The sequence below is a fragment of the Microbacterium sp. SLBN-154 genome, assembly GCF_006715565.1.
Taxonomy (GTDB): domain Bacteria; phylum Actinomycetota; class Actinomycetes; order Actinomycetales; family Microbacteriaceae; genus Microbacterium.
The window spans coordinates 3,496,377-3,522,750 of record NZ_VFNL01000001.1; the positions used below are offsets into that span (position 1 = coordinate 3,496,377).

The 26,374-nt window shown below is 69.1% G+C and carries 29 protein-coding genes and 1 riboswitch; of the genes, 12 read left to right on the plus strand and 17 right to left on the minus strand.

Annotation, left to right across the window (positions count from 1 at the left end; all coding sequences use genetic code 11):
- Window positions 1-188: 188 nt before the first annotated feature.
- The 3 genes from FBY40_RS16900 to FBY40_RS16910 form a co-directional block, all read right to left on the minus strand.
- Window positions 189-455 carry a hypothetical protein gene (locus FBY40_RS16900; protein ID WP_141939886.1) on the minus strand — a complete coding sequence of 89 codons (267 nt, stop codon included), beginning with the start codon at window positions 453-455 and terminating at the stop codon, window positions 189-191.
- 133 nt (window positions 456-588) lie between these two features.
- Window positions 589-846, minus strand: coding sequence for a type II toxin-antitoxin system RelE family toxin (locus tag FBY40_RS16905; RefSeq protein WP_141939887.1), 258 nt, complete (start codon window positions 844-846; stop codon window positions 589-591).
- Window positions 843-1,091 carry a type II toxin-antitoxin system Phd/YefM family antitoxin gene (locus tag FBY40_RS16910; protein WP_141939888.1) on the minus strand — a complete coding sequence of 83 codons (249 nt, stop codon included), beginning with the start codon at window positions 1,089-1,091 and terminating at the stop codon, window positions 843-845. Before FBY40_RS16910 ends, FBY40_RS16905 begins: the two co-directional genes overlap by 4 nt.
- A 189-nt stretch (window positions 1,092-1,280) precedes the next feature.
- Between FBY40_RS16910 and FBY40_RS16915 the strand changes: the two genes are divergently transcribed.
- The 3 genes from FBY40_RS16915 to FBY40_RS16925 all read left to right on the plus strand — a co-directional run bounded on the left by FBY40_RS16915 (window position 1,281) and on the right by FBY40_RS16925 (window position 3,521).
- Complete coding sequence (locus FBY40_RS16915) at window positions 1,281-1,520, plus strand: hypothetical protein (protein WP_141939889.1); 240 nt, start codon at window positions 1,281-1,283, stop codon at window positions 1,518-1,520.
- A 63-nt stretch (window positions 1,521-1,583) separates the two neighbouring features.
- Window positions 1,584-1,964, plus strand: a complete 381-nt coding sequence (locus tag FBY40_RS16920) for a hypothetical protein (RefSeq protein ID WP_141939890.1) — start codon at window positions 1,584-1,586, stop codon at window positions 1,962-1,964.
- Between the two features lie 909 nt (window positions 1,965-2,873).
- On the plus strand, window positions 2,874-3,521 hold the full coding sequence (locus FBY40_RS16925; RefSeq protein WP_141939891.1) for an META domain-containing protein: 648 nt from the start codon (window positions 2,874-2,876) through the stop codon (window positions 3,519-3,521).
- 366 nt (window positions 3,522-3,887) lie between these two features.
- Here the strand turns inward: FBY40_RS16925 and FBY40_RS16930 are convergent, their stop codons facing one another.
- Complete coding sequence (locus tag FBY40_RS16930) at window positions 3,888-4,148, minus strand: Txe/YoeB family addiction module toxin (RefSeq protein WP_141939892.1); 261 nt, start codon at window positions 4,146-4,148, stop codon at window positions 3,888-3,890.
- A 312-nt stretch (window positions 4,149-4,460) separates the two neighbouring features.
- Here FBY40_RS16930 and FBY40_RS16935 point away from each other — a divergent pair, with 312 nt between their 5' ends.
- The 5 genes from FBY40_RS16935 to FBY40_RS16955 all read left to right on the plus strand — a co-directional run bounded on the left by FBY40_RS16935 (window position 4,461) and on the right by FBY40_RS16955 (window position 10,641).
- Window positions 4,461-5,378 (plus strand): PRD domain-containing protein, encoded by a 918-nt coding sequence (locus FBY40_RS16935; protein ID WP_141939893.1) that lies wholly within the window; start codon window positions 4,461-4,463, stop codon window positions 5,376-5,378.
- Between the two features lie 170 nt (window positions 5,379-5,548).
- On the plus strand, window positions 5,549-7,417 hold the full coding sequence (locus FBY40_RS16940; protein WP_141939894.1) for a beta-glucoside-specific PTS transporter subunit IIABC: 1,869 nt from the start codon (window positions 5,549-5,551) through the stop codon (window positions 7,415-7,417).
- A gap of 8 nt (window positions 7,418-7,425) precedes the next feature.
- On the plus strand, window positions 7,426-8,880 hold the full coding sequence (locus FBY40_RS16945; protein WP_141939895.1) for a glycoside hydrolase family 1 protein: 1,455 nt from the start codon (window positions 7,426-7,428) through the stop codon (window positions 8,878-8,880).
- Between the two features lie 4 nt (window positions 8,881-8,884).
- On the plus strand, window positions 8,885-9,730 hold the full coding sequence (locus FBY40_RS16950) for an HAD-IIB family hydrolase (RefSeq protein ID WP_160141435.1): 846 nt from the start codon (window positions 8,885-8,887) through the stop codon (window positions 9,728-9,730).
- Between the two features lie 443 nt (window positions 9,731-10,173).
- A complete protein-coding gene (locus tag FBY40_RS16955; protein ID WP_141939897.1) occupies window positions 10,174-10,641 on the plus strand; it encodes a GNAT family N-acetyltransferase in 468 nt (155 codons plus the stop codon).
- A 13-nt stretch (window positions 10,642-10,654) separates the two neighbouring features.
- On the opposite strand, the gene FBY40_RS16960 is transcribed toward FBY40_RS16955, so the two are convergent.
- Window positions 10,655-11,227 carry a TetR/AcrR family transcriptional regulator gene (locus tag FBY40_RS16960; protein WP_141939898.1) on the minus strand — a complete coding sequence of 191 codons (573 nt, stop codon included), beginning with the start codon at window positions 11,225-11,227 and terminating at the stop codon, window positions 10,655-10,657.
- Between the two features lie 81 nt (window positions 11,228-11,308).
- On the opposite strand from FBY40_RS16960, the gene FBY40_RS16965 reads away from it, so the two are divergent.
- Entirely contained in the window at window positions 11,309-12,661 is a 1,353-nt protein-coding gene (locus FBY40_RS16965; RefSeq protein ID WP_141939899.1) for a flavin monoamine oxidase family protein, read from the plus strand.
- On the opposite strand, the gene FBY40_RS16970 is transcribed toward FBY40_RS16965, so the two are convergent.
- From FBY40_RS16970 to FBY40_RS16985, 4 genes are all read right to left on the minus strand, one after another.
- Window positions 12,628-13,458 (minus strand): SDR family oxidoreductase, encoded by an 831-nt coding sequence (locus FBY40_RS16970; RefSeq protein ID WP_141939900.1) that lies wholly within the window; start codon window positions 13,456-13,458, stop codon window positions 12,628-12,630. The genes FBY40_RS16965 and FBY40_RS16970 overlap by 34 nt on opposite strands.
- Window positions 13,455-14,261: an enoyl-CoA hydratase/isomerase family protein gene (locus FBY40_RS16975; protein WP_141939901.1), complete on the minus strand. Its 807-nt coding sequence runs from the start codon at window positions 14,259-14,261 to the stop codon at window positions 13,455-13,457. The genes FBY40_RS16970 and FBY40_RS16975 overlap by 4 nt, the downstream gene beginning before the upstream one ends.
- Entirely contained in the window at window positions 14,258-15,019 is a 762-nt protein-coding gene (locus FBY40_RS16980; protein WP_124292333.1) for an SDR family NAD(P)-dependent oxidoreductase, read from the minus strand. The genes FBY40_RS16975 and FBY40_RS16980 overlap by 4 nt, the downstream gene beginning before the upstream one ends.
- Window positions 15,020-15,130: 111 nt before the next feature.
- Window positions 15,131-16,165 (minus strand): TerC family protein, encoded by a 1,035-nt coding sequence (locus FBY40_RS16985; RefSeq protein ID WP_124292332.1) that lies wholly within the window; start codon window positions 16,163-16,165, stop codon window positions 15,131-15,133.
- Between the two features lie 178 nt (window positions 16,166-16,343).
- On the opposite strand from FBY40_RS16985, the gene FBY40_RS16990 reads away from it, so the two are divergent.
- Together FBY40_RS16990 and FBY40_RS16995 are read left to right on the plus strand one after the other, a co-directional pair.
- Window positions 16,344-17,078 (plus strand): aminoglycoside 3'-phosphotransferase, encoded by a 735-nt coding sequence (locus FBY40_RS16990; RefSeq protein ID WP_141939902.1) that lies wholly within the window; start codon window positions 16,344-16,346, stop codon window positions 17,076-17,078.
- Complete coding sequence (locus FBY40_RS16995) at window positions 17,075-17,584, plus strand: SRPBCC domain-containing protein (protein ID WP_141939903.1); 510 nt, start codon at window positions 17,075-17,077, stop codon at window positions 17,582-17,584. The genes FBY40_RS16990 and FBY40_RS16995 overlap by 4 nt, the downstream gene beginning before the upstream one ends.
- A gap of 354 nt (window positions 17,585-17,938) precedes the next feature.
- Here FBY40_RS16995 and FBY40_RS17000 read toward each other — a convergent pair whose 3' ends face one another.
- From FBY40_RS17000 to FBY40_RS17010, 3 genes are all read right to left on the minus strand, one after another.
- Window positions 17,939-18,727 carry an energy-coupling factor transporter transmembrane component T family protein gene (locus FBY40_RS17000; RefSeq protein ID WP_141939904.1) on the minus strand — a complete coding sequence of 263 codons (789 nt, stop codon included), beginning with the start codon at window positions 18,725-18,727 and terminating at the stop codon, window positions 17,939-17,941.
- Window positions 18,724-20,196 (minus strand): ABC transporter ATP-binding protein, encoded by a 1,473-nt coding sequence (locus FBY40_RS17005; RefSeq protein ID WP_235015008.1) that lies wholly within the window; start codon window positions 20,194-20,196, stop codon window positions 18,724-18,726. Before FBY40_RS17005 ends, FBY40_RS17000 begins: the two co-directional genes overlap by 4 nt.
- Before the next feature lie 4 nt (window positions 20,197-20,200).
- Complete coding sequence (locus FBY40_RS17010; RefSeq protein ID WP_141939905.1) at window positions 20,201-20,845, minus strand: ECF transporter S component; 645 nt, start codon at window positions 20,843-20,845, stop codon at window positions 20,201-20,203.
- Window positions 20,838-20,947: riboswitch (TPP riboswitch) on the minus strand. (Overlaps the previous gene by 8 nt.)
- Before the next feature lie 36 nt (window positions 20,948-20,983).
- On the opposite strand from FBY40_RS17010, the gene FBY40_RS17015 reads away from it, so the two are divergent.
- The gene (locus tag FBY40_RS17015; RefSeq protein WP_141939906.1) at window positions 20,984-22,501 is read left to right on the plus strand and encodes a D-alanyl-D-alanine carboxypeptidase family protein; all 1,518 of its coding nucleotides are present in this window, start codon (window positions 20,984-20,986) and stop codon (window positions 22,499-22,501) included.
- A 46-nt stretch (window positions 22,502-22,547) separates the two neighbouring features.
- Here the strand turns inward: FBY40_RS17015 and FBY40_RS17020 are convergent, their stop codons facing one another.
- The 5 genes from FBY40_RS17020 to FBY40_RS17040 form a co-directional block, all read right to left on the minus strand.
- Window positions 22,548-23,474: a nuclease-related domain-containing protein gene (locus FBY40_RS17020; protein ID WP_141939907.1), complete on the minus strand. Its 927-nt coding sequence runs from the start codon at window positions 23,472-23,474 to the stop codon at window positions 22,548-22,550.
- Between the two features lie 9 nt (window positions 23,475-23,483).
- Complete coding sequence (locus tag FBY40_RS17025) at window positions 23,484-23,783, minus strand: helix-turn-helix transcriptional regulator (protein ID WP_141939908.1); 300 nt, start codon at window positions 23,781-23,783, stop codon at window positions 23,484-23,486.
- Window positions 23,784-23,847: 64 nt separating this feature from the next.
- Window positions 23,848-24,261 (minus strand): hypothetical protein, encoded by a 414-nt coding sequence (locus tag FBY40_RS17030; protein WP_141939909.1) that lies wholly within the window; start codon window positions 24,259-24,261, stop codon window positions 23,848-23,850.
- Window positions 24,258-25,286, minus strand: a complete 1,029-nt coding sequence (locus FBY40_RS17035; RefSeq protein WP_141939910.1) for a TerC family protein — start codon at window positions 25,284-25,286, stop codon at window positions 24,258-24,260. Before FBY40_RS17035 ends, FBY40_RS17030 begins: the two co-directional genes overlap by 4 nt.
- Window positions 25,287-25,535: 249 nt before the next feature.
- Window positions 25,536-26,372: an AlbA family DNA-binding domain-containing protein gene (locus tag FBY40_RS17040; protein ID WP_141939911.1), complete on the minus strand. Its 837-nt coding sequence runs from the start codon at window positions 26,370-26,372 to the stop codon at window positions 25,536-25,538.
- Between the last annotated feature and the right edge of the window lie 2 nt (window positions 26,373-26,374).

Below are 26,374 nucleotides of genomic sequence, written 5' to 3' on the forward strand. Positions count from 1 at the left end.
GAGATACGAGACAGCTCGCGCTCGAAGATGTGCGAGCAGGGGCGCGCTTCGTCGCGGCACCTTCGCGGTCGAGTCCTCCGGAGAAGCCAAGTCGCGGGAACGCTACTCCGCGACAGATGACGCGCGACGCGCCCTCCGTTCCGGTCCTTCAAAGCTCCACACAGAGCAACGCTCTGAGCGATAACCGATCAACGGACCGGCGTCTGTTTCCCTGCGGCTTCGCCATGCTGCGCCTCGAAGGTGATGCGTTCGCGACGGGCCCGGACGAGGCGGACTATTCCGAATGTTGCGAGAACCGCGAAGGCCGCGAGTGGGGCGAAGTTGAAGGACTGCAGCATGCCAGCGACCCAGGAGAGGATTCCCGCTGCCGCACCTAGCCCACCAACGACAAGCATCCAGAGCCCTTCCACTCGCATTCGATCGATGGCCATGCGTTGCTGAATGAGTGAAGCCACGAAACGCGCCCTTCGTCGGTTCGCTTCAGCTTGACCGATACTCGGGCCAACCCCAAAGCAGATGCGGTGGTTCGGGCGCCTGCTGCGGGATCCCTTGCGCGACAAGGGTGCCGCGCAAGGGAAGGGATACGAGTCAGCGGTCGTAGATGTCGCGGCGGTGTCCAAGGGTGACGACGACCACCACGAGGATGTCTTCCTGGACGGTGTAGATGATGCGATAGTTTCCGACGCGCACCCTGAGACCATCTCGGCCCTGTAGCGCCTTGGCTCCGGGCGGCCGCGGATCCTGACCGAGCAGCGCGATCGCGCCGCGGATGCGGTCGCGGTCCTGGTGATCGATGCGCTTGAGCGCTCGAAGAGCTGCCGCTCGGATTTCGATCCGGTAGCTCACTCCCAGCCCAGGTCCTTCTTGACCTGGTTCCAGGGGATGTTCTCGCCTTCTTCAGCCATCGCGTCATCGAAGGCAGCCGCGTCCTCGGCGTCCTCGAGAGCCTCGAGCATGCGCTCATACTGCTCCGGGCTCACCACCACTGCCGCGCGCTGACCGCGCCGTTCGATGAAGACCGCTTCCTTCTGGGAACGAGCAATCACGTCCGACAGATGGCTGCGGGCGTCTGCGACGCTGACACTAGACATACCGCAAGTGTACATCTATAGCGTTGTCATGTACATCGGGTGCCTCCCGCGCATCACTTCTGCTATCACGCAGGCCGATCGGCTTGCGGTCTCTTGGGCGCCAAAGCCACTCTTGAAAGGGCCAAGAGTGGGCGAAGCTGGAGCGACCGGCAGAAGGGCGCATCGTTGGCTTCACTCATTCAAGAACGCATGGCCATCGATCGCATGCGGGTCAGAGGGCTGTGGATGCTCGTTATCGGTGGGTTAGGTGCCGTTGCGGGAATCCTCTCCGGGGTCGTCGGCGCGCAGTTCGTCAGTTTTGTCCCGCTTTTGGCTTTCGCGGCGCTCGCGACCTTCGGAATAGTGCGCCTCGTCCGGGCCCGTCGACAACGCATCACGTTCGAAGCTCTTCACGGCGCGGACGCCGGCAAACAGACGCCTGTCCGCTGACGGATCCTCCGCGCACGTCTTCGATGAGCGACGCAGTTCGGGCGTTGGCGCCATACTTCTGTGATGGATGGTCGCTCCCGGCAGCATGCCAGGACCTGGCAGGTCAACGCTTCGGTCTTTGCTGTGCTTTTCGGTGCCGCTCTCATCGTCCTCGGTGTCGCCGCAGCGCTCATGCCGTTGGCGGGCAGAGACGCCACAGCATGCCTACATAACATCACGCCGCCAGCTGAGTTCGTGGCGAAGTACCAAGAGGGCATCGCCGCGACGGGCGAGACAATCTCCCTGCTGCCGCTTGGCGCACAGTGCTCCTACGTCGCGACCTCCACCGGCGAAACGACGCTCTCGATTGTTCCGCTGTGGCCGACCATTGCCGTCCTCAGCGGACTCGCTGGAATCGCCTTGGGTGTGACCGGCCTGATTGTGTCGGCCTTGGCGCGGCTTTGACACGGCTGGGTGCTTCATGCGCGGCAGGGGTTAGTTGCTGTGAATCAAGTCGACGATCCCTTGCGGGTCGTCGTCCGGCGACAGGGCGATCGTGACCTGGTCGCCGTCCAGCGGTTCCATCACCGCGACAGCCGCAAGCGCCTCGTCGCCGACCTTGAAAACTAGGCGGCTTCCGCACCCGACTGCGCGGCTTAGTCAGCCAAAGCGTTGAGGACGCTCGCCCCTTCGGGCGAGAAGGTCACGTCAATAGCGTTTGGTTGAGTCCCATCGTTGACCACAGCATCATCGACAGCGGCGCGCTCGAAGGCTGAGGGAGAGATGACCCACTCGTCACCAATTTCGGTGGACTGTGACTCGTCCACCTCGGCACACAACTCCGAAACTCCTGACTCGATCACCCCGCCCGCGGGCTCCGTCGTCTGATTCGTTTCGGTCGCCGCAGAACATCCACACAGACCGATTGAGACGAGGATCCCAACAGCGAGGTGGCGTACACGAAAGGTCATCTATCTCCCTTGATCAGAGGACGCCCTGACTCGACACAGACCCGACACCCTCCATTGACGCTAAGCGACCGGTCGACCGAGCGCCACTCGGACGGTACTGGGACTTCGGGTACACGACCACGCCCAAGACATACAGGCTGAGTCAACAGCTTGCGGCCGACCTGACGGGCTGGCAAACATTCTTCGAGGAGCACGCCGACCCGTTCAAGGGGTGGGACACCGACACCAACCTGCAGAAGTGGCTTCGGGACGGAGAGTGGCTGGCAGATCGCCTACAGGACGAGGTACAGGCATTCGCCGACGTGAAACGCGAGTTCCGCAGTCACCGATCGTAAGTCGATCCCTGAGCGTGGGCCGTACTCGCCGTTCTAAGGTAGTCCGCTGCGGTGTTACCGTCGGCCGCATGCGCCATGAGGGGAATCAGCAGCCGGCTGCACTTCTCTCACGCGGGGCGATTCAGCAACGACGCGGGCTCGAGGTCAGCCTGTGGCTGTCGATCCCGGTCATTCTCGCGCTTGTGCACCTGCTGCAGATCTTTGAGCAGTTCAGCACGGTCGGCTGTGAGGGTGTCTGCGATCTGGATCTCATTTTCGCCGCGCGTGCCGCGTACCCATGGGAAGTGGGAGTGTCGCTCGCCGCGGCAGGAGGCGCCGCGATCGCGCTCCGACTTCTCGGCAAGCCGACGTTCTGGGCTGGGCTCATCGCCGTGGTGCTGGTGCTGGCGTCAGCGACGATCACGAGTGTTCTGTTCCAGACGGGGCTTGCACCGATGCACGAACGGAACGATCGAATCGCGCAGGGTGGCCTTCCCGCGGCACCGCCACCACCAAGCCCCGTCGGTGAATGGGGAACGAACGCCGACGAGGCACCGTACCTGGAATTCCTCCCGGATGGCACACTCGTCGGCACCGACGGATGCAACGAGCTCAGCGGTGAGTGGATCCAAGACCATGAGGACGAGATCACTCTGACACTCCTGTCGGTAACGACGGCCAGTTGCGACGGCATCGACACCTGGCTCAGCAATGGACGATCCGCCACGATCCCCTGACGGCCGCTGCCCGTCGGAACGGTTTGGGGGGCGGCGGTGCTGTGCATCGACGACCGCGCGGGAGATCATGAGCAGATGAGCGATCGCAGTGGGGTTCAGACGATCTGGCTCGTCATCCGCTCGGTGGGCAAGGCGCTGGTGAGGTTTGTGATGTTCCTGGGCGCAGCGCTGAACGCTTCCGTGCCAGGCGGCGCCCCGCCGCTCCCTCCCGATGCACCAACGGCGGACAGTAGGGCCGAATACAGGCCCTGACCGACCCAGGTTCCACCCGTAGAGGGATCCCGAGTGCGACAGGGAACCAGCGCAAGGCAAGGGATACGAGAAACATCGTGATTGAGGGCGTCCGAGCAGTGAGCTTCCGTCGCGTCAGTAGTGGTCTCGCGCTTGCAGGATCACGATGTGTTCGTCGGTGACGTAGTAGACGAGGCGGTTCTTCTCATCGATGCGTCGCGACCATGCGCCCGACAGGACATGGCGCAACGGTTCGGGCTTGCCAATGCCTTGGAACCGGTCGCGGAGGACATCCGCAACGAGCAAGTTGATCCGCTTCAGTGTTCTGCGATCCTGCGTCTGCCAGGAGACGAAGTCTTCCCACCCGTTCGAGTCGAACGCGAGTGCTCGGGTCACGCGTCGAGGAGATCGTACTGCTCGAACTCGCCGCGACGGGCGCGCTCGACGGCCTCGAGCAGCCTCTCGGCGTTTGCAGGATTGCGTAGGAGGTACGCGGTTCGGTGAGGGCGTCGTAGTCGTCCTTCCGTTTACGTGTACATAGAACGGTACGACCCCAGCGCCCGGATAGGCACCGTCAGTGCGACGCTGCGTTCGGTCAGCGTCGATGATGCGATAGGGCGTTGCGGGGCCGGTCTCAGAGTCCGCGTCAGCCATCGAAGGTCGCGACCCGGCCGCCGGTCCGGCACCCGACCGCCCTAGAATGCACGCATGCCCGCCCCCGCAGGGCACGATGCCGCGCGCGACTCGACCGTCGTCGCCCGGAAGGTGCTCAACAACAACGTCGTCATCACCGTCGACGCGGCCGGGCGCGAGCGCGTGCTGATGGGCCGGGGCATCGGTTTCGGTCTCAAGCCCGAGGCGCCGATCGACCCCGCGAAGGTGGAGAAGACGTTCGTTCTCGATGCGACGAGCGACTCTGCGCAGGCACAGCAGCTGCTGCGCGACGCACCCTACGAGGTCGTGGAGTCGGTCATGCGCGGGGTCGAGGTGGCCGAGCGCCGCCTCGGGCGCGACCTCGGGCGCCGGCTCCCCCTCGCCGTGATCGACCACGTGCAGTTCGTCCTCGAGCGTCTCGACGCCGGGGTGCGCATCCCCTCGACGTCGATGCCCGAGCTGCGGATCCTCCACCCCGACGAGTTCGGCGCCGCCCAGGCGATGGCCGACGCCATCGCGACCTCGCTCGGTCGCGAGCTCCCCGCCGAAGAGGCGGTGTTCCTCACGATGCACCTCCTCAACGCCACGCGCGACGAGCCGAACGGCACCGCCGCCCTGCTCTTCCGCCGCGTGCAGCACGTCGTCGCCACCGTCGAACGCGGCCTCGGGGTCACGCTCGACATCGACGACGCCAACTACGCCCGATTCATCCTCCACGTGCAGTTCCTGCTGCAGCGTCTGGTCAACCGGGCGATGCTCGCCAGCGGCGACACCTCGTTCTTCGAATTCGCTGCGCGCAGCTACCCCCGCTCGTACGCCATCGCCCAGGACGTCAAGGCCTACGTGCTCGCGGCGACCGGCTCGGCCCTCACCGATGAGGAGCTGCTCTACCTGATCGTCCACGTCGAACGCCTGGCGGCCGCGATGGCGGCACCCGACCCACCTGTGGTAGGTTCCCTTCCGCAGGAGTGATCTCCTGCCGCGACTGGATTGTTACCGCGTCAGCGGGCAAAACCTGAACTCGCATCGTCGTTTTCGACGATGACCTGAGTTCAGGTCTTTTTTTTGTCCGGATGCCGGAGCGACGGCCGCGCGAGAAGAGCAAGCGTCGCGCAGAGGCGGCGAGAAAGAAGCGGATCGCAATGGCGGATTACGCGAAAACCGCGGCGGGGGTACTCGCCGGGGTCGGCGGAGAAGACAACGTCCAGTCACTGGTGCATTGCGCCACGCGACTGCGTTTCGTGCTGAAGGATGACGCGAAGGCCGACGCGCAGAAGCTGCGTGCCACGCCGGGCGTGATCACCACCGCTCAGGCGGGAGGCCAGTATCAGGTGGTCATCGGCAACGACGTGCCCGAGGTGTACGCCGCCATCGGTGCGATCTCGAAGATCGGCGCGGGAGCCGGCGGCGCCGGTGACGGTGCGGAGGCACCGAAGGGAAACCTCTTCAATCGCTTCATCTCGATGATCTCGGCGATCTTCACCCCCGTGCTCTGGGCGCTCGCCGGCACCGGCCTTCTGAAGGCGTTCCTCGCCGCAGCCGTCACCTTCGGCTGGATCGACACCACGACCTCGACCTACGTCGTGCTGAACTCCCTCTCCGACGCGTTCATCAACTTCCTGCCGCTGGCCCTCGCCTTCACTGCGGCGCGCTACTTCAAGGCGAGCGAGTTCACCTCGTTCGCGATCGCCGCGGCGCTGCTGTATCCCGCGGCGACCGCCCTCGTGGGCGTGGAGGGGCTCACGTTCTTCGGCATCCCGTTCACCATGGCCAACTACGTCTCCAGCGTCATCCCGATCATCATCGTGGTGTGGCTGCAGAGCCACGCCGAGCGCCTCCTGTACGCCAGGCTGCCCGCGGCCGTGCGCCGGTTCGTCACGCCGATGATCATCGTGCTGCTCGCCGTCCCGCTCGTCTTCGTCGTGATCGGACCGCTCTCGGCCCTGGTCAGCGGCTGGATCGCCGGAGGGATCGGCTTCGTCTTCACCACCGTGCCGTGGCTCGGCGGGGCGCTCATGGGCGGCCTCTGGCAGGTGTTCGTCATCTTCGGTCTGCACTGGGGTCTCGTGCCGCTGTTCACCGTCGAGTACCAGACGACCGGCCAGATCCTCCTCGTCGCCCCCGTCTTCGCCGCCGTGCTCGCACAGGCCGGCGCTGTGGCCGGGGTGTGGGTGCGCACCCGCAACAAGACCCGTCGCTCGCTCGCGGCGCCCGCGACCCTCTCGGGCTTCCTCGCCGGCATCACCGAGCCCGCCATCTACGGCATCAACCTGCCGCTGAAGCGCCCCTTCGCGTTCGGCATCGTCGGCGGTGTCGTCGGCGGGGCGATCCTGGCCGCCGGCGGAGTGTTCGCCACCGCTTTCGTGGTCCCCTCGGCCCTTGCCATCCCGGCGCTGATCGGCAACGGCAGCACGCTGCTGATGATCGTCGGCCTCGTGGCCGCGATCGTCATCCCCTTCGTGCTCGTCGTGATCGTCGGCTTCAAGGAGTCGACCGAGGACGAACCGGCGTCTCCGGCGACGGCCGACACCGACCTCGCGGTCCGCAGCCCTCTCGACGGCACCGTCGTCGCACTGTCCGAGACCCCCGACGCCGCGTTCGCGGACGGCAGCCTCGGTGACGGGGTGGCGATCCTCCCCCGGTCTGGCGTCCTGTACGCACCGTTCGATGCCACGGTGGCCGCTCTCTTCCCGACCGGTCACGCCATCGGGCTGCGATCGAAGGACGGCGCGGAGGTGCTCATCCACATCGGCATCGACACCGTGCGACTGAAGGGCGAGCACTTCCACGTCAAGGTCGCGTCGGGCCAGGAGGTGTCGGCGGGTGATCTCCTGATCGAGTTCGACCTCGACGCCATCGCCGCTGCCGGCTACGACCTGACCACCCCCGTCGTCGTCACCAACGGCGACCTGTACCCCGAGATCACCGATGCCGCATCGGGCCCGATCGCTCACGGTGACGCGCTGTTCGTCGCCCGTGCGATCGAGTCGGCCGCGGCATCCGTTCGATGAGGATGCTGATGAGCAACGTCTCCCTTCCGCTGACCTTCCCCGACAACTTCCTCTGGGGCGGCGCCACCGCCGCCAACCAGATCGAAGGCGCATACGACCAGGGCGGCAAGGGCCTCTCGGTGCAGGACGTGATGCCGATGGGCATCGTGGGTCCGCGCACCGAGGCCCCGACGCCCGACAACCTCAAGCTCGTGGCGATCGACCACTACCACCGCTACGCCGAAGACATCACACTGTTCGCCGAGATGGGCTTCAAGGTCTACCGGTTCTCGATCGCGTGGAGCCGCATCTTCCCGAACGGCGACGATGCCGAGCCGAACGAAGAAGGCCTGGCGTTCTACGACCGGATCCTCGACGAGCTCGAGAGGCACCGCATCGAGCCGCTCGTGACGATCTCGCACTACGAGACGCCGCTCCACCTCGCCGAGACCTACGACGGGTGGACCGACCGCCGGCTCATCGGGTTCTATGAGCGCTACGCGCGGACGCTGTTCGAGCGGTACGGATCGCGGGTGAAGTACTGGTTGACGTTCAACGAGATCAACTCGCTGCTTCACGCACCCTTCATGTCGGGTGGGATCGCGACCCCGAAGGAGGAGCTCAGCGACCAGCAGCTCTACCAGGCGATGCACCACGAGCTCGTCGCGTCCGCCCGTGCCACCCGGATCGCCCGGGAGGTCGCGCCGGGCGCGCAGGTCGGCTGCATGGTGCTGTCTATGCCCGTCTACCCGCTCTCGCCGTCCCCCGAGGACGCACTGGCGGTGATGACCGCCGATCACGCCAACCTCGTCTACGGCGACGTCCACACGCGAGGCGCCTACCCCGGCTACTTCCTGCGGACCCTCCGCGAGAAGGGCATCGAGCTGCAGATCACCGACGAAGACCGTGTCGACCTCGAGAACACCGTCGACTTCGTCTCGTTCAGCTACTACATGTCGATCGCCGAGACCGCCGACCCCGCGAAGAAAGCCGCGGGCGAAGGCAACATCATGGGGGGCGTGCCCAACCCCACCCTCCCGGCGAGCGAATGGGGCTGGCAGATCGACCCGATCGGGCTGCGGCTCGTGCTCAACCAGTTCTGGGACCGCTGGCAAAAGCCGCTGTTCATCGTCGAGAACGGACTGGGCGCGAAGGATCAGCTGGTCGAGGTCGACGGCCGCAAGACCGTGATGGACGACTACCGCATCGCCTACCTGAACGACCACCTCGTGCAGGTGGGCGAGGCGATCGCCGACGGCGTCGAGGTGCTCGGATACACCACCTGGGGGTGCATCGACATCGTCAGCGCCTCGACCGCGCAGTTGAGCAAGCGCTACGGGTTCATCTACGTCGACCGCAACGACGACGGTTCGGGCACCCTCGAGCGCTACCGGAAGAAGTCGTTCGACTGGTATCGCGACGTGATCCGCACGAACGGTGCGACCCTGACCGCCCGGGCGGCGACGAAGGATCTGACACGCTGAGATGGTGACATCCCGCCGCATCGCCTTCCTCGACGTCGACGGCACTCTGGTCGACCACCATCAACAACTGGCGGAGTCGGCGATCGCGGCGGTCCGCGGCGCCCGCGCAGCGGGGCACCTCGTCTATGTGTGCACCGGGCGCGGGCGCCGCGAGATCCCCGACAGCGTTCTGCGGATCGGCTTCGACGGCGCGATCACCGCCGGCGGCGGGTTCGTCGAGCAGGGCGATGAGCTGGTGGCCAGCTACACCATGCCCGAAGCGGATGTCGCGAGGGTGCGGTCGTTCTTCGACTCGGCCGACATCGAGTTCATCTTGCAGGGCTACGACGACATCTGGGCGAGCCCCGGTCTCCTCGCCCGCGTGCGGCCGCTCTTCGAGGGCGACATCGCGCAAGGCCGTGACGCCGCCGCGACCGCCGACATGGAGAAGCTCGCCGCGCGGATGGCTCCCCGCCCCCGCCCGGCGGGCGAGCCCGTGGCCAAGGCGACGTTCTTCGGCAGCGACCCGGGGGCCTTCGCGCGGGTGCGCGACGGGCTCGGCGAGGGGTTCCACGTCATCACGGGCACGATCCCCTATCTTGGCGAGTCGGGGGGCGAGGTGAGCCTGGCGGGAATGACCAAGGGCGCGGCGATCGTCGACCACGTCGGCCGTGTCGGGCTCACCCTCGCCGATGCGATCGGCATCGGCGACAGCGTCAACGACCTCGAGATGCTGCAGGTCTGCGGGCTCGGCATCGCCATGGGCAACGCCCCCGCTCAGGTCAAGGACGTCGCAGACGAGGTCACGTCGGGCGTCGACGACGACGGCGTCTGGAAGGCTTTCGTGCGCCACGGGCTCGTCGCCGCCTGACTGCCCGCGGCGCGCGCCGCGCGACCCGGATTCTGCGCGACCCGTCAAGAAGTGTCGCTTCCCGCAGCGTCGGGCCGCATTCTCTGACGGGTCGCGGCGCGGAGGCGCGGGTCGCGGCGCGGAGGCGCGGAGGCGCGGCATCCCTCCGCCGCGCCGATCCGTCAAGAAACGTCGCTTCGACCCGCGTTGGGCCGCATTTTCTGACGGGTCGCGGCGGGTGGGCACGGGTCGCGGCGGGGAAGGACGGGTCGCGGCGGGTGGGCACGGGTCGCGGCGAGGACACGAGGGCCGCGGCCGGGAGACGCGGGTCCCGGGGTCGAGGGGCCGACGCCGCGAAGCGGATGCCGAGGATCGCCGATGAACTCGCCGAGCGAATGCGAGGCGCGCGCGCGACCGCGTCAAGCCTGAGCGGGGTGCGAGCCTGCCCGGGCTAGCGTGGGAGCGTGAGTGAGCTGCAGATCCGCGACATCCGTCCCTCCGACGCCGGCGAGGTGCTGACGCTCCAGCGCGCGGCGTTCGTGTCGGAAGCGCTCATCTACGGGAGCGTCGAGATGCCGCCGTTCACGCAGACCCTCGAAGAGGTCGAGCATGAGCTCGCCGAGAATCTCGGCTGCGTCGCGCACCAGGGTCACCGGATGGTCGGCGCCGCCCGCGCACGCGTGGATGACGGGCTGCTCCTCATCGGGCGGATCTCCATCGCCCCCGACGTGCAGGGCGAGGGCGTCGGCTCGCGCCTCCTCGAGGCTCTCGAGGAGCGGGGCCGCGCGGCCGGCGCGACCGAGTCGGAGCTCTTCACGGGGTCGCTGAGCGAGGCGAACCTCCGCCTCTACGAGCGCGAGGGCTACCGCGAGACGCAGCGGGTGCCAGGTGACGGCAGCGACCAGGTGTTCCTCCGCAAACCCCTCGTCTGAGAACGACACGGGTTCACCCCGACCCCCGCGCGAGCAGATGGGCGAGCAGCGACGACACCGCCGCGCGACGGTCGGCGTCGGGGACGCCTTCGACGCCGGTCGTCACCGCACCGGACACGATGATGTCGAGTTGATCGATGAGCAACCGGGTGGCGGCCTCGTCGAGGGCTAATGCATCGACGAGGGTCGACACCGTGGCGTCCCACCGGCGGTCGAAGCGGTCGAGCGAGGCACGGACGACGGGGTCGCCCGGCGCATCGACGACAGCACGCATCCACACGTCGCGCAGTTCCGGCGCAGAGGAGAACACGGCGTGCTCCACGAAGGCCTGGATTCCCATCGGTCCCCCGGTGGGGGGTGGGGCGGTGGGAAGGCCCTGCCAGAAACGATCGAGGGCTTGATCGAGGGCGGAAGAGACCAGCTCTTCGCGACTGGGGAAATAGTGCGTGACGACGCTCGTCGACGCCCCCATCCGTGCGGCGACGGCGCGGATGGTCACGCCGGCGAAACCCGCCTCCACGGCGAGCGCGCAGGCCGCGGAATGAATCTCCCGGCGACGGGTCGCTGCGTCGACGACTTTCGGCATACGTCACTCTTGCACGTCGGCTCATTTTCGTGCAACGCTTGTTTTACAACGCTTGTTGTATAACCTGCGAAAGGGGTTGGCATGTGGGATGTCGCGGTTGTGGGCGCCGGCTTCGCCGGAATCAGCGCCGCCCGGCGACTTCACGATCGAGGTCATCGAGTGGTCGTGCTCGAAGCGTCGGGCCGCGTCGGTGGACGCGCGCAGACGACGCAGCTCGCAGGCGGAACGGTCGACCTCGGCGGGCAGTGGATCGGTCCGTCGCAGACCCGGATGAACGCACTCCTGCGGGAGCGCGGCCTCACGGACTATCCGTCCTTCACCAGCGGCCGCGCCGTCGTCATCGACGGGCACGGTCGCACGCGACGTTTCGGACCGGTGCCGGATGCCTCACTGATCGTCGGCGGCCTGGCGATGATGCCAGCCGTCCTCGACCTGGCGAACTGGCGGCGGCGACTCTCGACCGCTCCCCGGCGCGCGCTGATCGACGCCCTCGATCAGCGGACCGTCGCCGAGTGGATCGCGACGCGGATCCCCCACCGCGGCGCCCGTGACCTGGCGGCGGCTGCGCTCCGGGAGGTGTTCTGCGTCGAGCCCTCCGAGATCTCACTTCTCGTGCTGATCGAGAGTGTGGCGTCATCAGGCGGACTGGGGTCGGTGCTCGGCTTCGACGGAGGCGCGCAGCAGGATCTCATCCTCGAAGGCGCCGGTACCCTCGTGGCGCGCATGGCCGCCGGCCTCGACGTGCGGCTCCATTCTCCGGTGCATCGGATCGACGACACCGCGACGGGGGTGGTCGTCGAAGCGGCGACCGGTGCCGTCCGCGCGCGCCGAGCGCTCGTCGCCGTTCCCCCCTCCCTCGGCCGCGACATCGCCCTGTCGCCTCCGCCGGATCCCGACCTGGCTCGTTGGCTCGCCTCGCAGCGGCGCGGGCGCATCGTGAAGGTGATCGCGCACTATGAGCGGCCCTTCTGGCGAGATCGCGGCCTGTCCGGCACGGTCCTCCTCCCCCACGGGCCGGCCGGCTTGGCCACCGACATCTCCCCGCCGAGCGGCGGAGGGCGCCTCTGTCTCATCGCCGCCGGACGGGATGCCGATCACCTCCGCGGGCTCTCCGATGCGGTCCGCCACCGCCGCGTTCTCGAGGCACTCGTCCCCGTGCTCGGCGACGAGACGTTGCGCCCCCTCGATGTCGTGGGGAAGGACTGGACCGACGACCCGTGGATCCGCGGCGGCTACAGCTCGATTCCGTCGCCCGGCTCGTCGGTCCCACCGGTGTCCTTCCATCCGCGAGGCCACGTGCACTGGGCCGGCACCGAGACGGCGACCGAGTGGTCGGGTTACATGGAGGGCGCCGTGCGCTCGGGAGAGCGCGCCGCCGACGAGATCGTCGCAGCGACGCGTCAGTCGAGGAAGATGTCGGGGAAGAGCTCGTAGTCGGGAGTTCCCGGCACCGCCGCGTAGCGCGAGAAGTCGGTCACACCGGCGGCTTCGAGCACGTCTTCGACGATGAGCGTCTGTCCGGTGTAGTCCCGCGACGGCTTCGTCAGCACCTCGTACGCGGCGTCGGCGTAGATCTCGGGCGTGCGGCTGGCCCGCATCATCCGGTCTCCCCCGAGGGCGAACTGCACCGCGGCCGTGGCGATCGTGGTACGCGGCCACAGCGTGTTCGCCGCGATCCCCGCCTCGGCGAACTCCGCGGCGAAGCCGAGGGTCGCCATCGTCATGCCGTACTTCGCCAGCGTGTAGCCGGTGTGCGCGCCGAGCCAGCGCGGGCTGAGGTTCAACGGCGGCGAGAGCGACAGGATGTGGGGGTTGGCCGCCTCGCGCAGAATCGGCACCGCCGCCCGCGAGAGCATGAAGGTGCCACGGACGTTGACGTCCTGCATGAGGTCGTACTTCTTCGCCGCGAGGTCGAGCGAGGGCGACAGGTCGATCACGCTGGCGTTGTTGATCACGATGTCGATGCCGTCGAACTCGCCCTGGGTCTTCAGCACCGCCTCGGTGATGTCATCGTCGTTACGCACGTCGCCGACGATCGGCAAAGCCCGCCCGCCGGCCTCTTCGATCGCGGCCGCCGCGGTGTGCACGGTGCCCTCGAGCTTCGGGTGCGGGGTGTCGGTCTTGGCCAGCAGCGCGATGTTCGCGCCGTCGCGCGCCGCGCGCAGCGCGATCGCGAGGCCGATCCCGCGGCTGCCGCCCGAGATGAGGATGGTCTTTCCGGCGAGGGTCATCGGGTCTCCTCCGAGCGGGATCGTGAACGGGATGCTGCGGCGAAGGCCGCGACGCGGGTGCGCGCCTCGTCGGTGGCGAACCGGGCGCCGATCGTGGCGGCCTCGTCGTCGAGGTTCGCCTCGAAGGGGCGATCCGCCCCCTGCCGGACCAGGCGCTTGGCCTGCCCGAAGGCTGCGGTCGCGCCGTCGATCCAGGTGCGGGCGATCGCCTCGGCCCGGGCGGCCAGCTCGGCGGCGGGCACGACCTCGGCGACGAGACCCCAATCGAGTGCCTCCTCCGCAGTGAGCGTGCGGTCCTGGAGCAGCAGCTGCAGGGCACGCCGTTGGCCGACCGCCGCCGGCAGCAGCGTCGTCACCCCGAGGTCGGGGGTGAGCCCGATGTTGGCGTAGCGGCTGACGAAGCGCGCCGCGTCGGTGGCCACGATGTAGTCGGCGGTGAGCATGAGCCCGAGGCCCCCGCCGGCCACGGCGCCCTGCACGGCGGCGACGATGGGTGTGTCCGACAGAGCAAGGGTGCGGATGCCGTCGTGAATCACGTGGGCGCTGGCGGTGACGTCGTCACCGGAAGCCCCGCTGGTCGACATCGCCACCACGTCGCCGCCCGCGCAGAAGGCGGGCCCCGCGGCATCCAGGATCACCGCTCCGATCGCGGGGTCGTCGGCCACCCGGTGGGCGATCTCGCGCCAGCGTTCGGCCATCGCGAAGTCCATCGCGTTCAACCGCGCCGGGCGGTTGAAGGTGACCCGGGCGAGGCCGTCGTCCGCGACGGCGAGGAGGATGCTGTCCTCGACGACGCCGGTCATCGGGGAGCCATCCGGATCGCGCCGTCGAGGCGGATCGTCTCGCCGTTGAGGTAGCCGTTCTCGACGATCTGCTGCACCAGGGAGGCGTACTCGTCGGGCCTTCCAAGGCGCGCGGGATAGGGCACCTGTTCGCCGAGCGAGTCCTGAGCCGCCTGCGGCAGGCCCTTCAGCATCGGGGTCTCCATGATGCCGGGGGCGATCGTGACGACCCGGATGGCGTGGCGGGCCAGTTCGCGCGCGATCGGAAGGGTCATGGCGTGCACGCCTCCCTTGCTAGCCGCATACGCCGGCTGACCGATCTGCCCGTCGAAGGCGGCGACGCTGGCGGTGTTGACGATGACGCCCCGGTCTCCGGACGCGGTGGGCTCGGTGCGGGCGATGGCCGCGGAGCCCTGGGCGATCACGTTGTACGTGCCGATGAGGTTCACCCGGATGAGGCGTTCGAAGTCGGCCAGGGGCGTGGGCCGGCCGTCACGGTCGAGCACCTTGGCCGGCGGGGCGATCCCGGCGCAGTTCACGACGATGCGCAGCGGTCCTGTGCTCGCCGCCGTGGCGACCGCGGCGGCGACCTGCTCGGGGTCGGTGACATCGGCAGGGGCGAAGGCCCCACCGAAGCCGGCCGCGGCCTCGGCTCCAGGCGATGAGGGCAGATCGACGATGGTCACGACGGCACCCGCGCGGGCGAGTCTGTCGGCGGTGGCGAGGCCGAGCCCGCTCGCGCCGCCGGTGACGAGGGCTGCTGCGCCCGAGATCTCCATGCCGTTCCCCTTCGAACCGTTCCGCCTGTCAGCGACACGGCGTGTCAGTCCCCATGGGACTGAGTGTCACCGCCGTATCGCTGACACCAGGCTAACGGGTTCGCCGTGACGTCACGAGCCGCGCGACTCGTCCTTCGCGACGACGACCGGCTCGCCCTCGATCTGCTCGCGGTCCTTCGCCTCGCGGTCGTTGCGGGTCTTGATGAGGCTCGCGATCGTCGCCACCGTGATCGTGCCGGCGATGAAGAGCAGCGACAGCCAGATCGGGATCTCGGGAACCCACAGCAGCGGCTCGCCGCCGTTGATGAAGGGCAGCTCATTGACGTGGAGAGCGTGGAAGACGAGTTTCACGCCGATGAAGGCGAGGATGACCGCGAGACCCTGTGCGAGGTAGACCAGGCGCTCCAGCAGACCGCCGATGAGGAAGTACAGCTGACGCAGACCCATCAGGGCGAATGCGTTGGCGACGAAGACGATGTACGCCTCCTCGGTCAGACCGTAGATCGCGGGGATCGAGTCGACGGCGAAGATGAGGTCGACGAACCCGATCGCGACGATGACGAGCAGCATCGGGGTGACGAACCGACGACCGTCCTTCTTGACGGTCAGCTTGTCGCCGTTGTACTCGTCGCTGACCGGCAGGTGACGACGCACGAACGTCATGAACTTGCCGTTGGCGGGGTCGGACTCGCCGTGCGAGAACGCCTGTCGGTAGGCCAGGAACAGCAGCAGCGCCCCGAAGATGTAGAAGATCCACGAGAAGTTCTCGATGAGGGCCGCACCGACCGCGATGAACGCTCCACGCATGACCAGCGCGATCACGATGCCGATCATCAGCACCTTCTGCTGGTAGATCTTCGGCACCGCGAACCCGGTCATGACGATGAGGAAGACGAAGAGGTTGTCGATCGACAGCGCCTTCTCGGTGAGGTAGCCGGCGTAGTACTCGCCACCGAAGTCCCAACCCCAGACCATGCCGATGACGACGCCGAAGATGAGGGCGAGGCCGATGTAGAAGGCCGACCAGCGGGCCGACTCGCCGATGCTCGGCTCGTGGGGCTTTCGCACATGGGCGAAGAACTCGTAGATGAAGAACGCGATGGTGACCGCGATCGTGATGATCCAGACGAGAGGAGTGATGTCCACGGAAAATGCTCCAAGAGTGAGGGCAGGCGTCGTACCGCCCAAGGTCTCCTCCGCCCAGAGTGGGTCGGCGGCCCGGAACGCTGCATCGGATTCGTATTGACGGGCACGCCGCAAACGGGAGTACTCCCCTTGTTGCGGGTACCAGGGTACCAAACCCCGCCGGGCTAGGGTGGCTCGCGTGTCGATTCCGACGGACGAGGTGGTGGTGCCCACGCGGGTGCGCCATCTCGCCGGCTCTGACGACCTGATACCCGTCTGGCGGAACGGACTGGGTGGGCTGACCTTCCGCGCGACCGGGGCCGCCGGCATCCGCTACGTGAAGTGGGGACCGAGAAACGCCGAGACCACTGTCGAGGGGGAGGCGGAGCGCCTGGTGTGGGCGGCCGCATTCACACCGGTGCCGAGGGTGATCGCGCGGGGCGGAGACGACGACGAGGAGTGGCTCGTCACCGAGGCTCTTCCGGGCGAGAGTGCCGTCGCGCCGCGGTGGATCGCGGCACCCGAGATCGCCGTATCTGCGATCGGGGTGGGCCTCCGATCGCTCCACGACCGGCTTCCCGTGACCGACTGCCCGTTCTCGTGGCGGGTCGCCGATCGTCTCGCGCGGGCGGCGCGCCGCGGCATCCGCGTGCCCGAGCCTCTGCGGAAGGCACCCGACGAGGAGGACCTCGTGGTCTGCCACGGCGACGCCTGCAGCCCCAACACGGTGCTCACCGACGAGGGGACCGTCTCGGGGCACGTCGATCTCGGCGCGCTCGGCGTCGCCGACCGCTGGGCCGACATCGCCGTCGCCGCGATGAGCCTGGAGTGGAACTATGGGCCAGGATGGACCGAGACTCTGCTCGAGGCCTACGGCATCGCCCCGGACGAGAGTCGGATGACGTACTACCGAGAGCTGTGGAACGCGACATGACAGAAACCCCGCGGGTGACCGGAACGGTCGAGACGATCGACGATGAGCGGCACCTCGTGCTGCGGAGGACGTTCACCGCGTCGGCGAAGAAGGTGTGGCGCGATCTGACCGACGCCGACCGGCTCGAGAGGTGGATCGGCACGTGGGAGGGCGACCCGGCCGACGGGCACGTGATGTTCCGGATGACCGCCGAGGGTGAGAATGTGCCCGCCGAGACCTTCACGATCCGCGAGTGCGACAAGCCACGGCGTCTGGTCGCCGACACCGCCGTCGGCGAGGGGACCTGGCACCTGTGGTTCGAGCTCAAGGAGGACGAGGGCGAGACCCTGCTCTCGTTCGGCCAGCGACTGGGCGGCGGTGAGGACGTCGGCTCGATCGGGCCCGGCTGGGAGTACTACCTCGACCGGCTCGTCGCGGCGCGCGAGGGGCGCGACGTCGCGGAGGTCGAGTGGAGCGCGTACTACCCCGCGCTCCGCGAGGAGTACCTGAAGGTCGACGCGGGCTGAGCGCGGCGGTCGCGCGGGGCGTTCGCGCGGCGGTGACGGCGCGCCGTGGTGGTGCCGCGATGCGGTGGCCTGGCGCATGAGTGGCGCATATGGTCGCCTTGCCGCGCTCAACCCGGCTATCTGCGCCACCTCGATCCGCAGCCGCCGGGGAATGTGGCGCATGTGGTCGCCTTGCGCAGCTGAACCCGACCATTTGCGCCACCTCGGTCCGCGCCGCCTCAAGGAAGCGGCGCATATGGTCGCTTTGCGCCGCTCAAACCGACAATTTGCGCCACCTCGATGAGCCGGCGCTACGGCGCTGACGGGCAGTGACGCGCGTGGACCCCGGGGGCCGCCCGACCCTGCGCCCGGCCCTCAGCCCGGCCCGAGGATGAGGTTCCACGTCCCGGCGAGCACGGCCGCGGCGACGGCGATCCCTCCGACGGCGGCGCCCACGGCCAACAGTGCCCACTCGCGTCGGCCGAACGTCGATTCCCGGGCCCAGGTGCGGCGGCCCGGCGCGCCGAAGCCCCGCGCCTCCATCGCGGTGGCGAGCGTCGCCCCGCGGCGGAGCGACAGCACGAGCAGCGCGAACGCCATGCCGAGGAATCGGCGCACCCGGCCGCGGTCGGCCACGCCGCGCGCGCGGCGCGCGAGCTCGAGCGCCCGCCAGTCGTCGAGGAACAGCCCCACCATGCGCAGCCCCGCGAGCGCCCCGAGCACGAAACGCGAGGGCAGCCGCAGCACCTGGCCGAGCCCGTCGGCGAGGTCGGTGGGGTCGACGGTGACGAACAGCACGACCGAGGGCAGCGCGATGGCGAGCACCCGCAGCATCGTGGCGAACGCCAGCTCGAGCGACCCCTCGCTGACGCGGACGACGAACAGCTCCAGCAGCACCCGCCCCGACGTCTCGCCGTAGAGCGCGATCGTCAGTGCTGTGAGCGGTGCGGCGAGCCACACCGGCCACGTGCGCCGCCAGAACTCGCGCCACCCGAGGCCTGCGAACGGGAACAGCGCGAACTCGAGAAGCAGCGCCACCCCCGCCGAGACCGGGTCGAGGGTCAGCACGAGCGGCACGGTGAGAAGTGCCGCCGCGCCGAGCTTCGCGACCGGGTTGATCGCGGCGACCGGGCCGGTGCGCGCGCGGGTGCGCTCGAGCGTCATCCGACCGCCCCCATCTCCAGTTCGTCGGCGCCGAGCGCACGCACCACCTCGCGGTCGTGCGTGATCGCGACGATCGCCGTCCCCGCGTCGCGGAGCCCTGCAAGCAACGCGACGAGCTCGCTCCAGGTGCGGGCGTCCTGCCCGAAGGTGGGCTCGTCGAGGACGAGCACGCGCGGCCGGGTCGCGATCGCCGCCGCGACCGTCAGGCGGCGCTTCTCACCGCCCGAGAGCGTGTACGGGTTGGCGGCGCCGAGGTGGTCGAGCCTCAGCCGCCGCAGCAGGTCGTCGACCCGCGCCTCGACGTCGGGCTCGGCCATGCCGAGGGCACGCGGCCCGACGGCGAGCTCGTCGCGCACCGTGCGGGTGAGGAGCTGATGCTCGGGCTCCTGGAACACCGTGCCGATGCGGGTGAGGAGCGCCCGTGAGCTCCACCGGATCGGCGTCGGCCCCGCTCCGTCGGCGAGCGTCTCGGTCGCCATGAGAGCACCGGATGCCACGGGCAGAAGTCCCGCGAGGGTCAGCCCGAGCGTGGACTTGCCCACCCCGTTCGGCCCGGTGACGGCCAGCACGCCGCGCTCCCGGACGACGGCGTGCCCCACGCGCGCGACGGGGGTGTGGCGCACGCGTTCGACCTCGAGGTCGTGGGCCTCGAGAAGCGTGCGACCGGGCGGCGAGGACGCCGGCGCCGGATGGCGCGGCGGCCGGCCGGGCACCCAGACCCCCTGCGCCGCGAGCGCCGCGCCGTCGCGGCGCAGCACCTCATCGGGTGCACCGTCGGCGACGACACCACCCGTGCCTGCGCCGGCTCCACCCAGCACGATCACCCGGTCGACGACGCCGAGCCACGCCTCGACACGGTGTTCGACGACGACCAGGGTCATCCGGGTCTCGGCAGCGACGCGGGCGACGGCGTCGCGTACCTCGATCACGCCCGCGGGGTCGAGGTTGGCGGTCGGCTCATCCAGCAGCAGGATGCCGGGGCGCATCGCCAGCGCCCCGGCGAGCGCGAGCCGCTGCTTCTGCCCCCCCGAGAGCGCCTTCGTGGGCCGGTCGAGGGGCGCCTCGAGGCCGACGGCGTCGAGGGCCGCCTCCACGCGCGGCCAGATCTCCGCGCGCGGGACGCCGAGGTTCTCGCAGCCGAAGGCGACGTCGTCGCCGACGCGGGCGAGGATGACCTGGGCGTCGGGGTCCTGGAGCACCAGTCCCGCCCGCCCGCGGGCCTCGGCCGCCGGCATCCCGTCGATGAGGAGTTCGCCGGCTCGCTCGCCGTCCTCCCCCTCACCGAGCACGCCGGCGAACCCGTGGAGGAGGGTCGACTTGCCCGCCCCCGACGCGCCGAGCAGGAGCACGCGTTCCCCCGGATGGATGCGCAGCGTGACGTCCCTCAGCGCCCACGCGCGACGCGAGGCGTGTCGCCACCCCCAGCTGCGCGCCTCCAGCGCAGCCGGACGTGTACCGGTCGAGTCCACCGGTCTAGACGCGGGCGCGCGCCTCGCGCCCGATCGCGAAGCGGTCGAGTGCGCCGGTGGCGGCGAGGCCTCGTGCGAGCACCCACGACAGCGCCCCGGCGATGAGCGCGCCCGAAAGAAGCGTGCTGGCGAGGTACACGGTGATGAACAGCCCTCCCGAACCCGGGTACCAGAGGATCAGGTTGTTGATGCCGCCGGCGAGCGCCGCGCCCATGCCGGCGAGCACGGCGACCGGGAGGCTCCAGCGCCGGTAGAAGAAGAGCAGGAAGATGAGCTCGGCGCCGAGGCCCTGGACGAGACCGGCTTCGATCGTGAGGAAGCCTCCCCAGGTGTTGCCGACGAGGGCCGAGACGACCGCCGCGAGCGTCTCGGTGTAGATCGCCGCGCCGGGCTTGCGGATGATGAGCGCTCCGAGCACCCCGGCGAACAGCCACGGTCCGTCGAGAAGACCCTGAAGGCCCGGAAGCAGCGGACTCAGGAAGTTGCTCGGCCCGAGATAGGCGATGTTCCACAGCAGGAACACCAGACCCGCCGCGACCCCGAGGACGCTCGCGATGACGATGTCGATGACCCGCCACCGGAAGCGGTGGCCGCCTCCGGTGCCGGTGGTCGACGAGGCGGACCCGGTCGTGGACGTGTGCGTATGCATCAGTACTCCTTCCTGCGCTGGCATGACCCAGATCAGGTTCGACGGTCGGAGCGCGATTCGCTCCCTCTCAGCCCGGCTCGCCGGACTCCCGTGGTATCGGCGACCATCATATCGCCGACGGCGTTGTAGCGTAGGCGAATGGCGGAGGACGACCGGCACCCCCTCACGCGTCGCGCCCTGCGCCGGCACCCGGGGGAGACGGATGCGGCGGAGTCGCCGTCCCATGCCGGAGTGCTGACCGCACCCGGGGGTGACGCCGCCCCCTCACCGACGCGATCGAGCTTGGCCGAGCCGTCGATCGTCGCCGAGTCGCGGCATCCCACCGCCCTGACCTGGGTTGACGAGTCCGCGATCCTCGCCCGCCCGCCCGGGTTCACCGACCTCTCCGGCGGCGGCGTGCCGTACGTGCCGGTGGGGCCCGACCTGCTCGCGGGCGCCCCGCGGCGCTCGATCTTCCGCCCCGGCGTGCTGCTTCCCGCCGCGGTGATCCTCGGTCTCGTCGGCGGCTACGCCGCCACGACCGGGCTCTGGCCGCTCTACGCCGTGACGCCCGAGGTCGAGGCCGTGCAGGTGCTGCCCGCCGCGGCGCCCGCGGCGGCTCCGGTCTGGCCCGCCGAGGGAAGCGCTGCGGTCGCCGTCGAGGGCATCGGGGGGCCGGTGGCCTCCAGCGCCGACCGCGACGCCATCGCGAGCATCACGAAGGTCGTGACCTCCCTCGTCGTCCTCGACGAGCTCCAGCTCGGCCCCGGCGAGCCGGGTCCGGAGTTCCGCTTCACCGGCCGCGACAGCGACGAGTACTGGGACTACCTGGCCGGCGGCGAGTCCGCCCTCGACGTTCCCGTCGGAGGCACGCTCTCGATGTATCAGATGCTCGAGGGCATCCTGATCGGATCGGCGAACAACTACGCCGACCGCCTCGCGTCGTACCTGTACCCCACCGATGCGGTCTTCGCCAACGCGGCGGCGAGCTGGCTCGACCGCCACGGGATCGACGGGATCACGATCGTCGAGCCCACCGGCATCGACGAGCGCAACAGCGCCAGCTCCGACGCTCTCATCCCGCTCGCCCAGCGCGCCCTCGCCAACCCGGTCGTCGCGGAGATCGTCGCCAAGCAGGCCGTCGAACTCCCCGGCGCCGGGCTCGTGACCAACACCAACGGACTCCTCGCCGATCCCGGAGTGGTCGGCATCAAGACCGGCACGCTCGATCGCTGGAGTCTGCTGTCGGCGAAGAGCATCACCGTCGCCGAGACCCCGATCACCCTCTACGCCGCCGTCCTCGGCCAGCCCGACGACGAGGCGCGCCTGGCGGCATCCCGCGCTCTGTACGCACAGCTCGAGGCCGAGCTGCAGCCGACGGTCGCGGTACCGGCAGGCACGACGGCCGGGTACGTCCGGACCGCGTGGGGCGAGGACGTGCCGATCGTGACGACGGCGGATGCCGCGGTGATCGCGTGGAACGGAGGCTCGGCGACCGTGGAGTCGGCCTTCGACCTCGACGACCTGCGCGCCGAGGGCGACACCGTCGGGGCACTGACCGCGACCGGCGCGCTGGATGAGAGCGTGGTCGGGCTCGAGCTCGCGCAGGACGTCGAGGATCCGTCGTTCTGGTGGCGGCTCACCCACCCGCTGGAGCTGTTCGGCCTGACCGGCTGAGCGCGGCGGCGTCGCAGCTCCGGGGCATCGTCCCAGGCGAATCGGCCTAGACGAACTGCGCCGTGTGCTGGAGCCGTGTGCGGATCTCGAACAGCTCCGTCCCGCCGATGGCACGCGCGCCGGGCAGGCCCCGGCGCAGCACCGTGGCCAGGGCACTTCGCGAGACGAGCGCCACGGGGACGCCCTTGACCTTGCCGAGCTCCTGGATCATCTCGGTGACGTCCTCGTCGGGAAGCACCACGACGGCCCCGGTGAACTTCACCCTCGCGGCGCGGGAGACCACCCGCATGCGCGACAGCAGTCCCGCGACGGATCCCTCGGGGATCCCGTCACCGACGATCTCGCCTCGGCGCACCCCGACCGGTCCGCCGAAGTCCTCGGAGAGGATCCCGAACAGCCCGCTCGGGCCCAGCACGATGTGGTCGAGTTTCACGTCGGGGTCGCCGTCGCGACCGGAGGCGGCGACGTCATGCCACACCGTGTAGCCCATGCCGAGGTCGGCGACGGTGCGGGCGGTCTCCTCCTCGGCGAGGGCGTCGGCCAGCAGCCGGCGCAGGTGGCGGGGCGCGGAGCGGACGAGCGCCGGGTCGTAGGGATCGTCCACGGTGACACCGCGTCCGACCCACTCGCGGACCAGGGTCAGGTACCGCTCGCGACGCCATCCCCCCGGGTGACCGTACGACCGGGCGCGGGGACGCGTGTCGGCGCGGGGCGCCGGCGGGCGCCATCCCGACCATTCCGGTGCCGCTTCGGCACCGAACCCGTGCCCACGGTCGTAAGCGGCACGGGCCTCCGCGGTGCCGACGAGTTCCCAGGCGCGCTGCACCTGGACGAACACCGCCGCATCGCCCCCGGTGTCGGGGTGGGTCTGCCGCAGCCGCAGGCGATACGCGCGGCGCAGCGTCTCGTCATCGGCAGTGGGGTCGACCTGCAGCACCTCGTAGGCCGAGGCGGACAACGGACTGTCGAACACCGTTTCAGGCTATGCGCTGCTGATCGAGACTCGGCTGAGAGCGCCGATCAGGTCGCCGATCGTGTGGCCGGCGTTGGAGGGATGCCGCAGGGGCCGCGTCGAACGCACGGTGTAATGGTTGCGGCGCCCGCGCCGCTCGCGTTCGACGTAGCCCTCGGCGACGAGGTCGTTCAGGATCGTCACGGTCGAGCGCTCGGAGATCCCCACGATGCGGGCGATCTCGGCGAGGGTGACGTCGTTGTTGTCGGCGACGGCGACGAGGACGTGCGCGTGGTGGGTCAGGAATGTCCACGCACCGCCGCTCGCCATCACACGATTGTGGCGGCCCGGGTGACGGGATGCCAACCCGGGCCGCCGACGGATCGGTCTCCCGTCAACCGGTGCAGGCACCGCCGCGCAGGTCGACCCGCGCGCCCCAGTGATCGATCGGCACCCGCGCCGTGTCGTCGGAGGTCTGCACCGCCGTCCGGTCCAACCAGAAGGGCCCGCCGTGGACAGTGAGGCAGGACGCCTCGGGCACCAGGATCTCGTTCGTGACTCCGAGCAGCAGATCGCGTGAATCCGGCGCGATGGCATAGGTGGCGCGCTCCGCACCATCGGCCTCGAAGGCGACCACGGTGAGGGCTTCCTCCCCGGCGTTTCTCACGCTGCCGCACCCGAACGGATTGCCGCAGCTGCTCGACGGTGCACTGACGAACGGGAGGATCATCAGGGCGACGAGCCCGAAGGCCGGGAGGGCGATGAGGAGAGCCGCGCGGGGCCGGCGCGTTCGGGTGGTCTCGCTCATCGCCGGCTCCCGGCCATGGCGCGACGCGAGCGGAAGACCGGCTCGAGCTCGGCCATCTCCTCCTCGGTCGCGAGACGGAAGGCTCCCGCCGACTCCACCTCGATCTCGCGGCGCCCCTGACCGCGGGTCGCGATGAGCGAGGCGGTGATGGCGACGGCGATGATGAGCGCGACCACCGCGAGCGAGACGAGGGTCGGGATTTTCACGACGTCGAGGAGGGCCATCTTCACGCCGACCCAGACCAGCACGAACGCGAGTCCGATCTTGAGGTAGCGGAAGCGGTGGATGAGGTCGGCGAGCAGGAAGTACATCGCGCGAAGGCCCAGGATGGCGAACGCGTTGGCGGTGAAGACGAGGAACGGCTCGCTGGTGACGGCGAAGATCGCGGGGATCGAGTCGACCGCGAAGATGATGTCGGTCACCTCGACCAGTACGAGCACCGCCAGCAGAGGCGTGGCGACCAGCACCCCGGCCTTGCGGATCAGGAACCGCTGCCCGTGGTAGGCGTCGGTCATCGGCACGAAGCGGCGGAAGAGCTTCAGCGTCCGCGACTTCTCCGGGTGGACGTGCTCGTTGCGGGTGCGGATCATCTGGATGCCGGTGAGGATGAGGAACGCGGCGAAGACGTAGAGGATCCACGAGAAGTTCTCGATGAGCGCAGCGCCGGCGGCGATGAAGATCCCCCGGAAGACCAGGGCCCCGAGAACACCGAGGAAGAGCACCCGGTGCTGGAACTCGCGGGGCACCGCGAAGGCGGCGAAGATGATCGCCCAGACGAAGACGTTGTCGACAGCGAGGGACTTCTCGATCACGTATCCGGCGAAGTACTGCTGACCGAACTCCGCGCCCCACGAGTTCCAGACGACGATGCCGAAGGTGATGCCCGAGAGCACCCAGACGATCGACCAGGCCGCCGCTTCGCGGACGCCGATCACGTGGGCTTTGCGGTGGGCGACGAGATCGACGACGAGCATGGCGACGATCACGCCGAGGACGACGAACCAGGCCCAGAGCGGGACGGACATGAGAAAACCTCCACGAGTGTCGTGAAGGTCTCATCGGCGTTGCGTCGCCCCACGCACCGGGTCACGTCGGGTGACCGTACTGTCGATGCGTCGCGAGGATTACTCCCCTTCGAGGAACAGTGAAGCACACTTCATGCTTTGCGGGCAAGCTCGAGGTGTCGCCAGACGACCGCGGGTCACCGGCCCGGAGCGGATGAGCTGCGCGCCGGCGGATCCCTCCCCCGCAGCGGGAGATCGGGCGACCGCCGCTCAGCCCGCCGGGCGTCCCGTCAACACCGACGCCAGCGTCGGGCGCCAGTGGCGCTGCACGTACTCCAGAGCCTCGTCGACCGGCAGCGCACGGGTGGAGTTGCCCACCCGTATCCAGAGCTCCGTCGTCGCGCCTCCCCCGCTTCCTGCGAGGAACACCGGCTTCGGTGAGGGCGGACACTCCACGGCGCAGACGACCGCGTCGCCGGGCGCCACGCTGACGAACCGGATGCGCGGCAGCGCCGCGGCGTTCCGGCCGAGGGCCGTGGAGAGCATGTCGCGCAGCCACAGCTCGAATCGGTCGTGATCGGGTGTCCGGAGGGTCGCGAGGTCGCGGTCGAGTCCCACCGCCTGACCGGCATCGTTCGCGCCGATGACGAGCACGCCGCCGCGGCTGTTCAGGAACGCGGCGATCGTCTTGGCGATCGCGAGCTCCATCCGAGCATCCTTCTTGCTCTCCCGCACGTTCCAGCGCGCCGTCTCTTTGAACTCCGCGCGCTCCGACTCCCCCGCGCGCAGCACTGCCGAGATGTCAGCGTCACCCACCCCGCGCTGCGTGAGGGCCACGATCGACGCGACGAGGAACGACAGACCGAGGCTCGTTCCGAAGGTGAGGAGGAGGGTCGTGGGCATCCAGAGTCGTTGTCCGTAGAGGAACATGCCCGCCAGGAAGATGCCGACGCTGAACCCGAGGAGCGAGATGAGTGTCATCGCGGTGACGCTGAGCGACAGGCGTCGACCGAAGATCGCCAGGATCAGGCGGGCGAGCAGATACGCGATGCCGACGGAGATCGGCAGCGCGACGGCGAAGTCGACCAGGAGGGGGCTCTGCGGCATCC

Coding starts and splice junctions, on each gene's coding strand:
- FBY40_RS16910 (WP_141939888.1), bottom strand. CDS start 1,091: ATGTCTAGTGTCAGCGTCGCAGACGCCCGCAGCCATCTGTCGGACGTG.
- FBY40_RS16915 (WP_141939889.1), top strand. CDS start 1,281: ATGGCCATCGATCGCATGCGGGTCAGAGGGCTGTGGATGCTCGTTATC.
- FBY40_RS16920 (WP_141939890.1), top strand. CDS start 1,584: ATGGATGGTCGCTCCCGGCAGCATGCCAGGACCTGGCAGGTCAACGCT.
- FBY40_RS16925 (WP_141939891.1), top strand. CDS start 2,874: ATGCGCCATGAGGGGAATCAGCAGCCGGCTGCACTTCTCTCACGCGGG.
- FBY40_RS16935 (WP_141939893.1), top strand. CDS start 4,461: ATGCCCGCCCCCGCAGGGCACGATGCCGCGCGCGACTCGACCGTCGTC.
- FBY40_RS16940 (WP_141939894.1), top strand. CDS start 5,549: ATGGCGGATTACGCGAAAACCGCGGCGGGGGTACTCGCCGGGGTCGGC.
- FBY40_RS16945 (WP_141939895.1), top strand. CDS start 7,426: ATGAGCAACGTCTCCCTTCCGCTGACCTTCCCCGACAACTTCCTCTGG.
- FBY40_RS16960 (WP_141939898.1), bottom strand. CDS start 11,227: ATGCCGAAAGTCGTCGACGCAGCGACCCGTCGCCGGGAGATTCATTCC.
- FBY40_RS16965 (WP_141939899.1), top strand. CDS start 11,309: ATGTGGGATGTCGCGGTTGTGGGCGCCGGCTTCGCCGGAATCAGCGCC.
- FBY40_RS16970 (WP_141939900.1), bottom strand. CDS start 13,458: ATGACCCTCGCCGGAAAGACCATCCTCATCTCGGGCGGCAGCCGCGGG.
- FBY40_RS16975 (WP_141939901.1), bottom strand. CDS start 14,261: ATGACCGGCGTCGTCGAGGACAGCATCCTCCTCGCCGTCGCGGACGAC.
- FBY40_RS16980 (WP_124292333.1), bottom strand. CDS start 15,019: ATGGAGATCTCGGGCGCAGCAGCCCTCGTCACCGGCGGCGCGAGCGGG.
- FBY40_RS16995 (WP_141939903.1), top strand. CDS start 17,075: ATGACAGAAACCCCGCGGGTGACCGGAACGGTCGAGACGATCGACGAT.
- FBY40_RS17000 (WP_141939904.1), bottom strand. CDS start 18,727: ATGACGCTCGAGCGCACCCGCGCGCGCACCGGCCCGGTCGCCGCGATC.
- FBY40_RS17010 (WP_141939905.1), bottom strand. CDS start 20,845: ATGCATACGCACACGTCCACGACCGGGTCCGCCTCGTCGACCACCGGC.
- FBY40_RS17015 (WP_141939906.1), top strand. CDS start 20,984: ATGGCGGAGGACGACCGGCACCCCCTCACGCGTCGCGCCCTGCGCCGG.
- FBY40_RS17025 (WP_141939908.1), bottom strand. CDS start 23,783: ATGGCGAGCGGCGGTGCGTGGACATTCCTGACCCACCACGCGCACGTC.
- FBY40_RS17030 (WP_141939909.1), bottom strand. CDS start 24,261: ATGAGCGAGACCACCCGAACGCGCCGGCCCCGCGCGGCTCTCCTCATC.
- FBY40_RS17035 (WP_141939910.1), bottom strand. CDS start 25,286: ATGTCCGTCCCGCTCTGGGCCTGGTTCGTCGTCCTCGGCGTGATCGTC.
- FBY40_RS17040 (WP_141939911.1), bottom strand. CDS start 26,372: ATGCCGCAGAGCCCCCTCCTGGTCGACTTCGCCGTCGCGCTGCCGATC.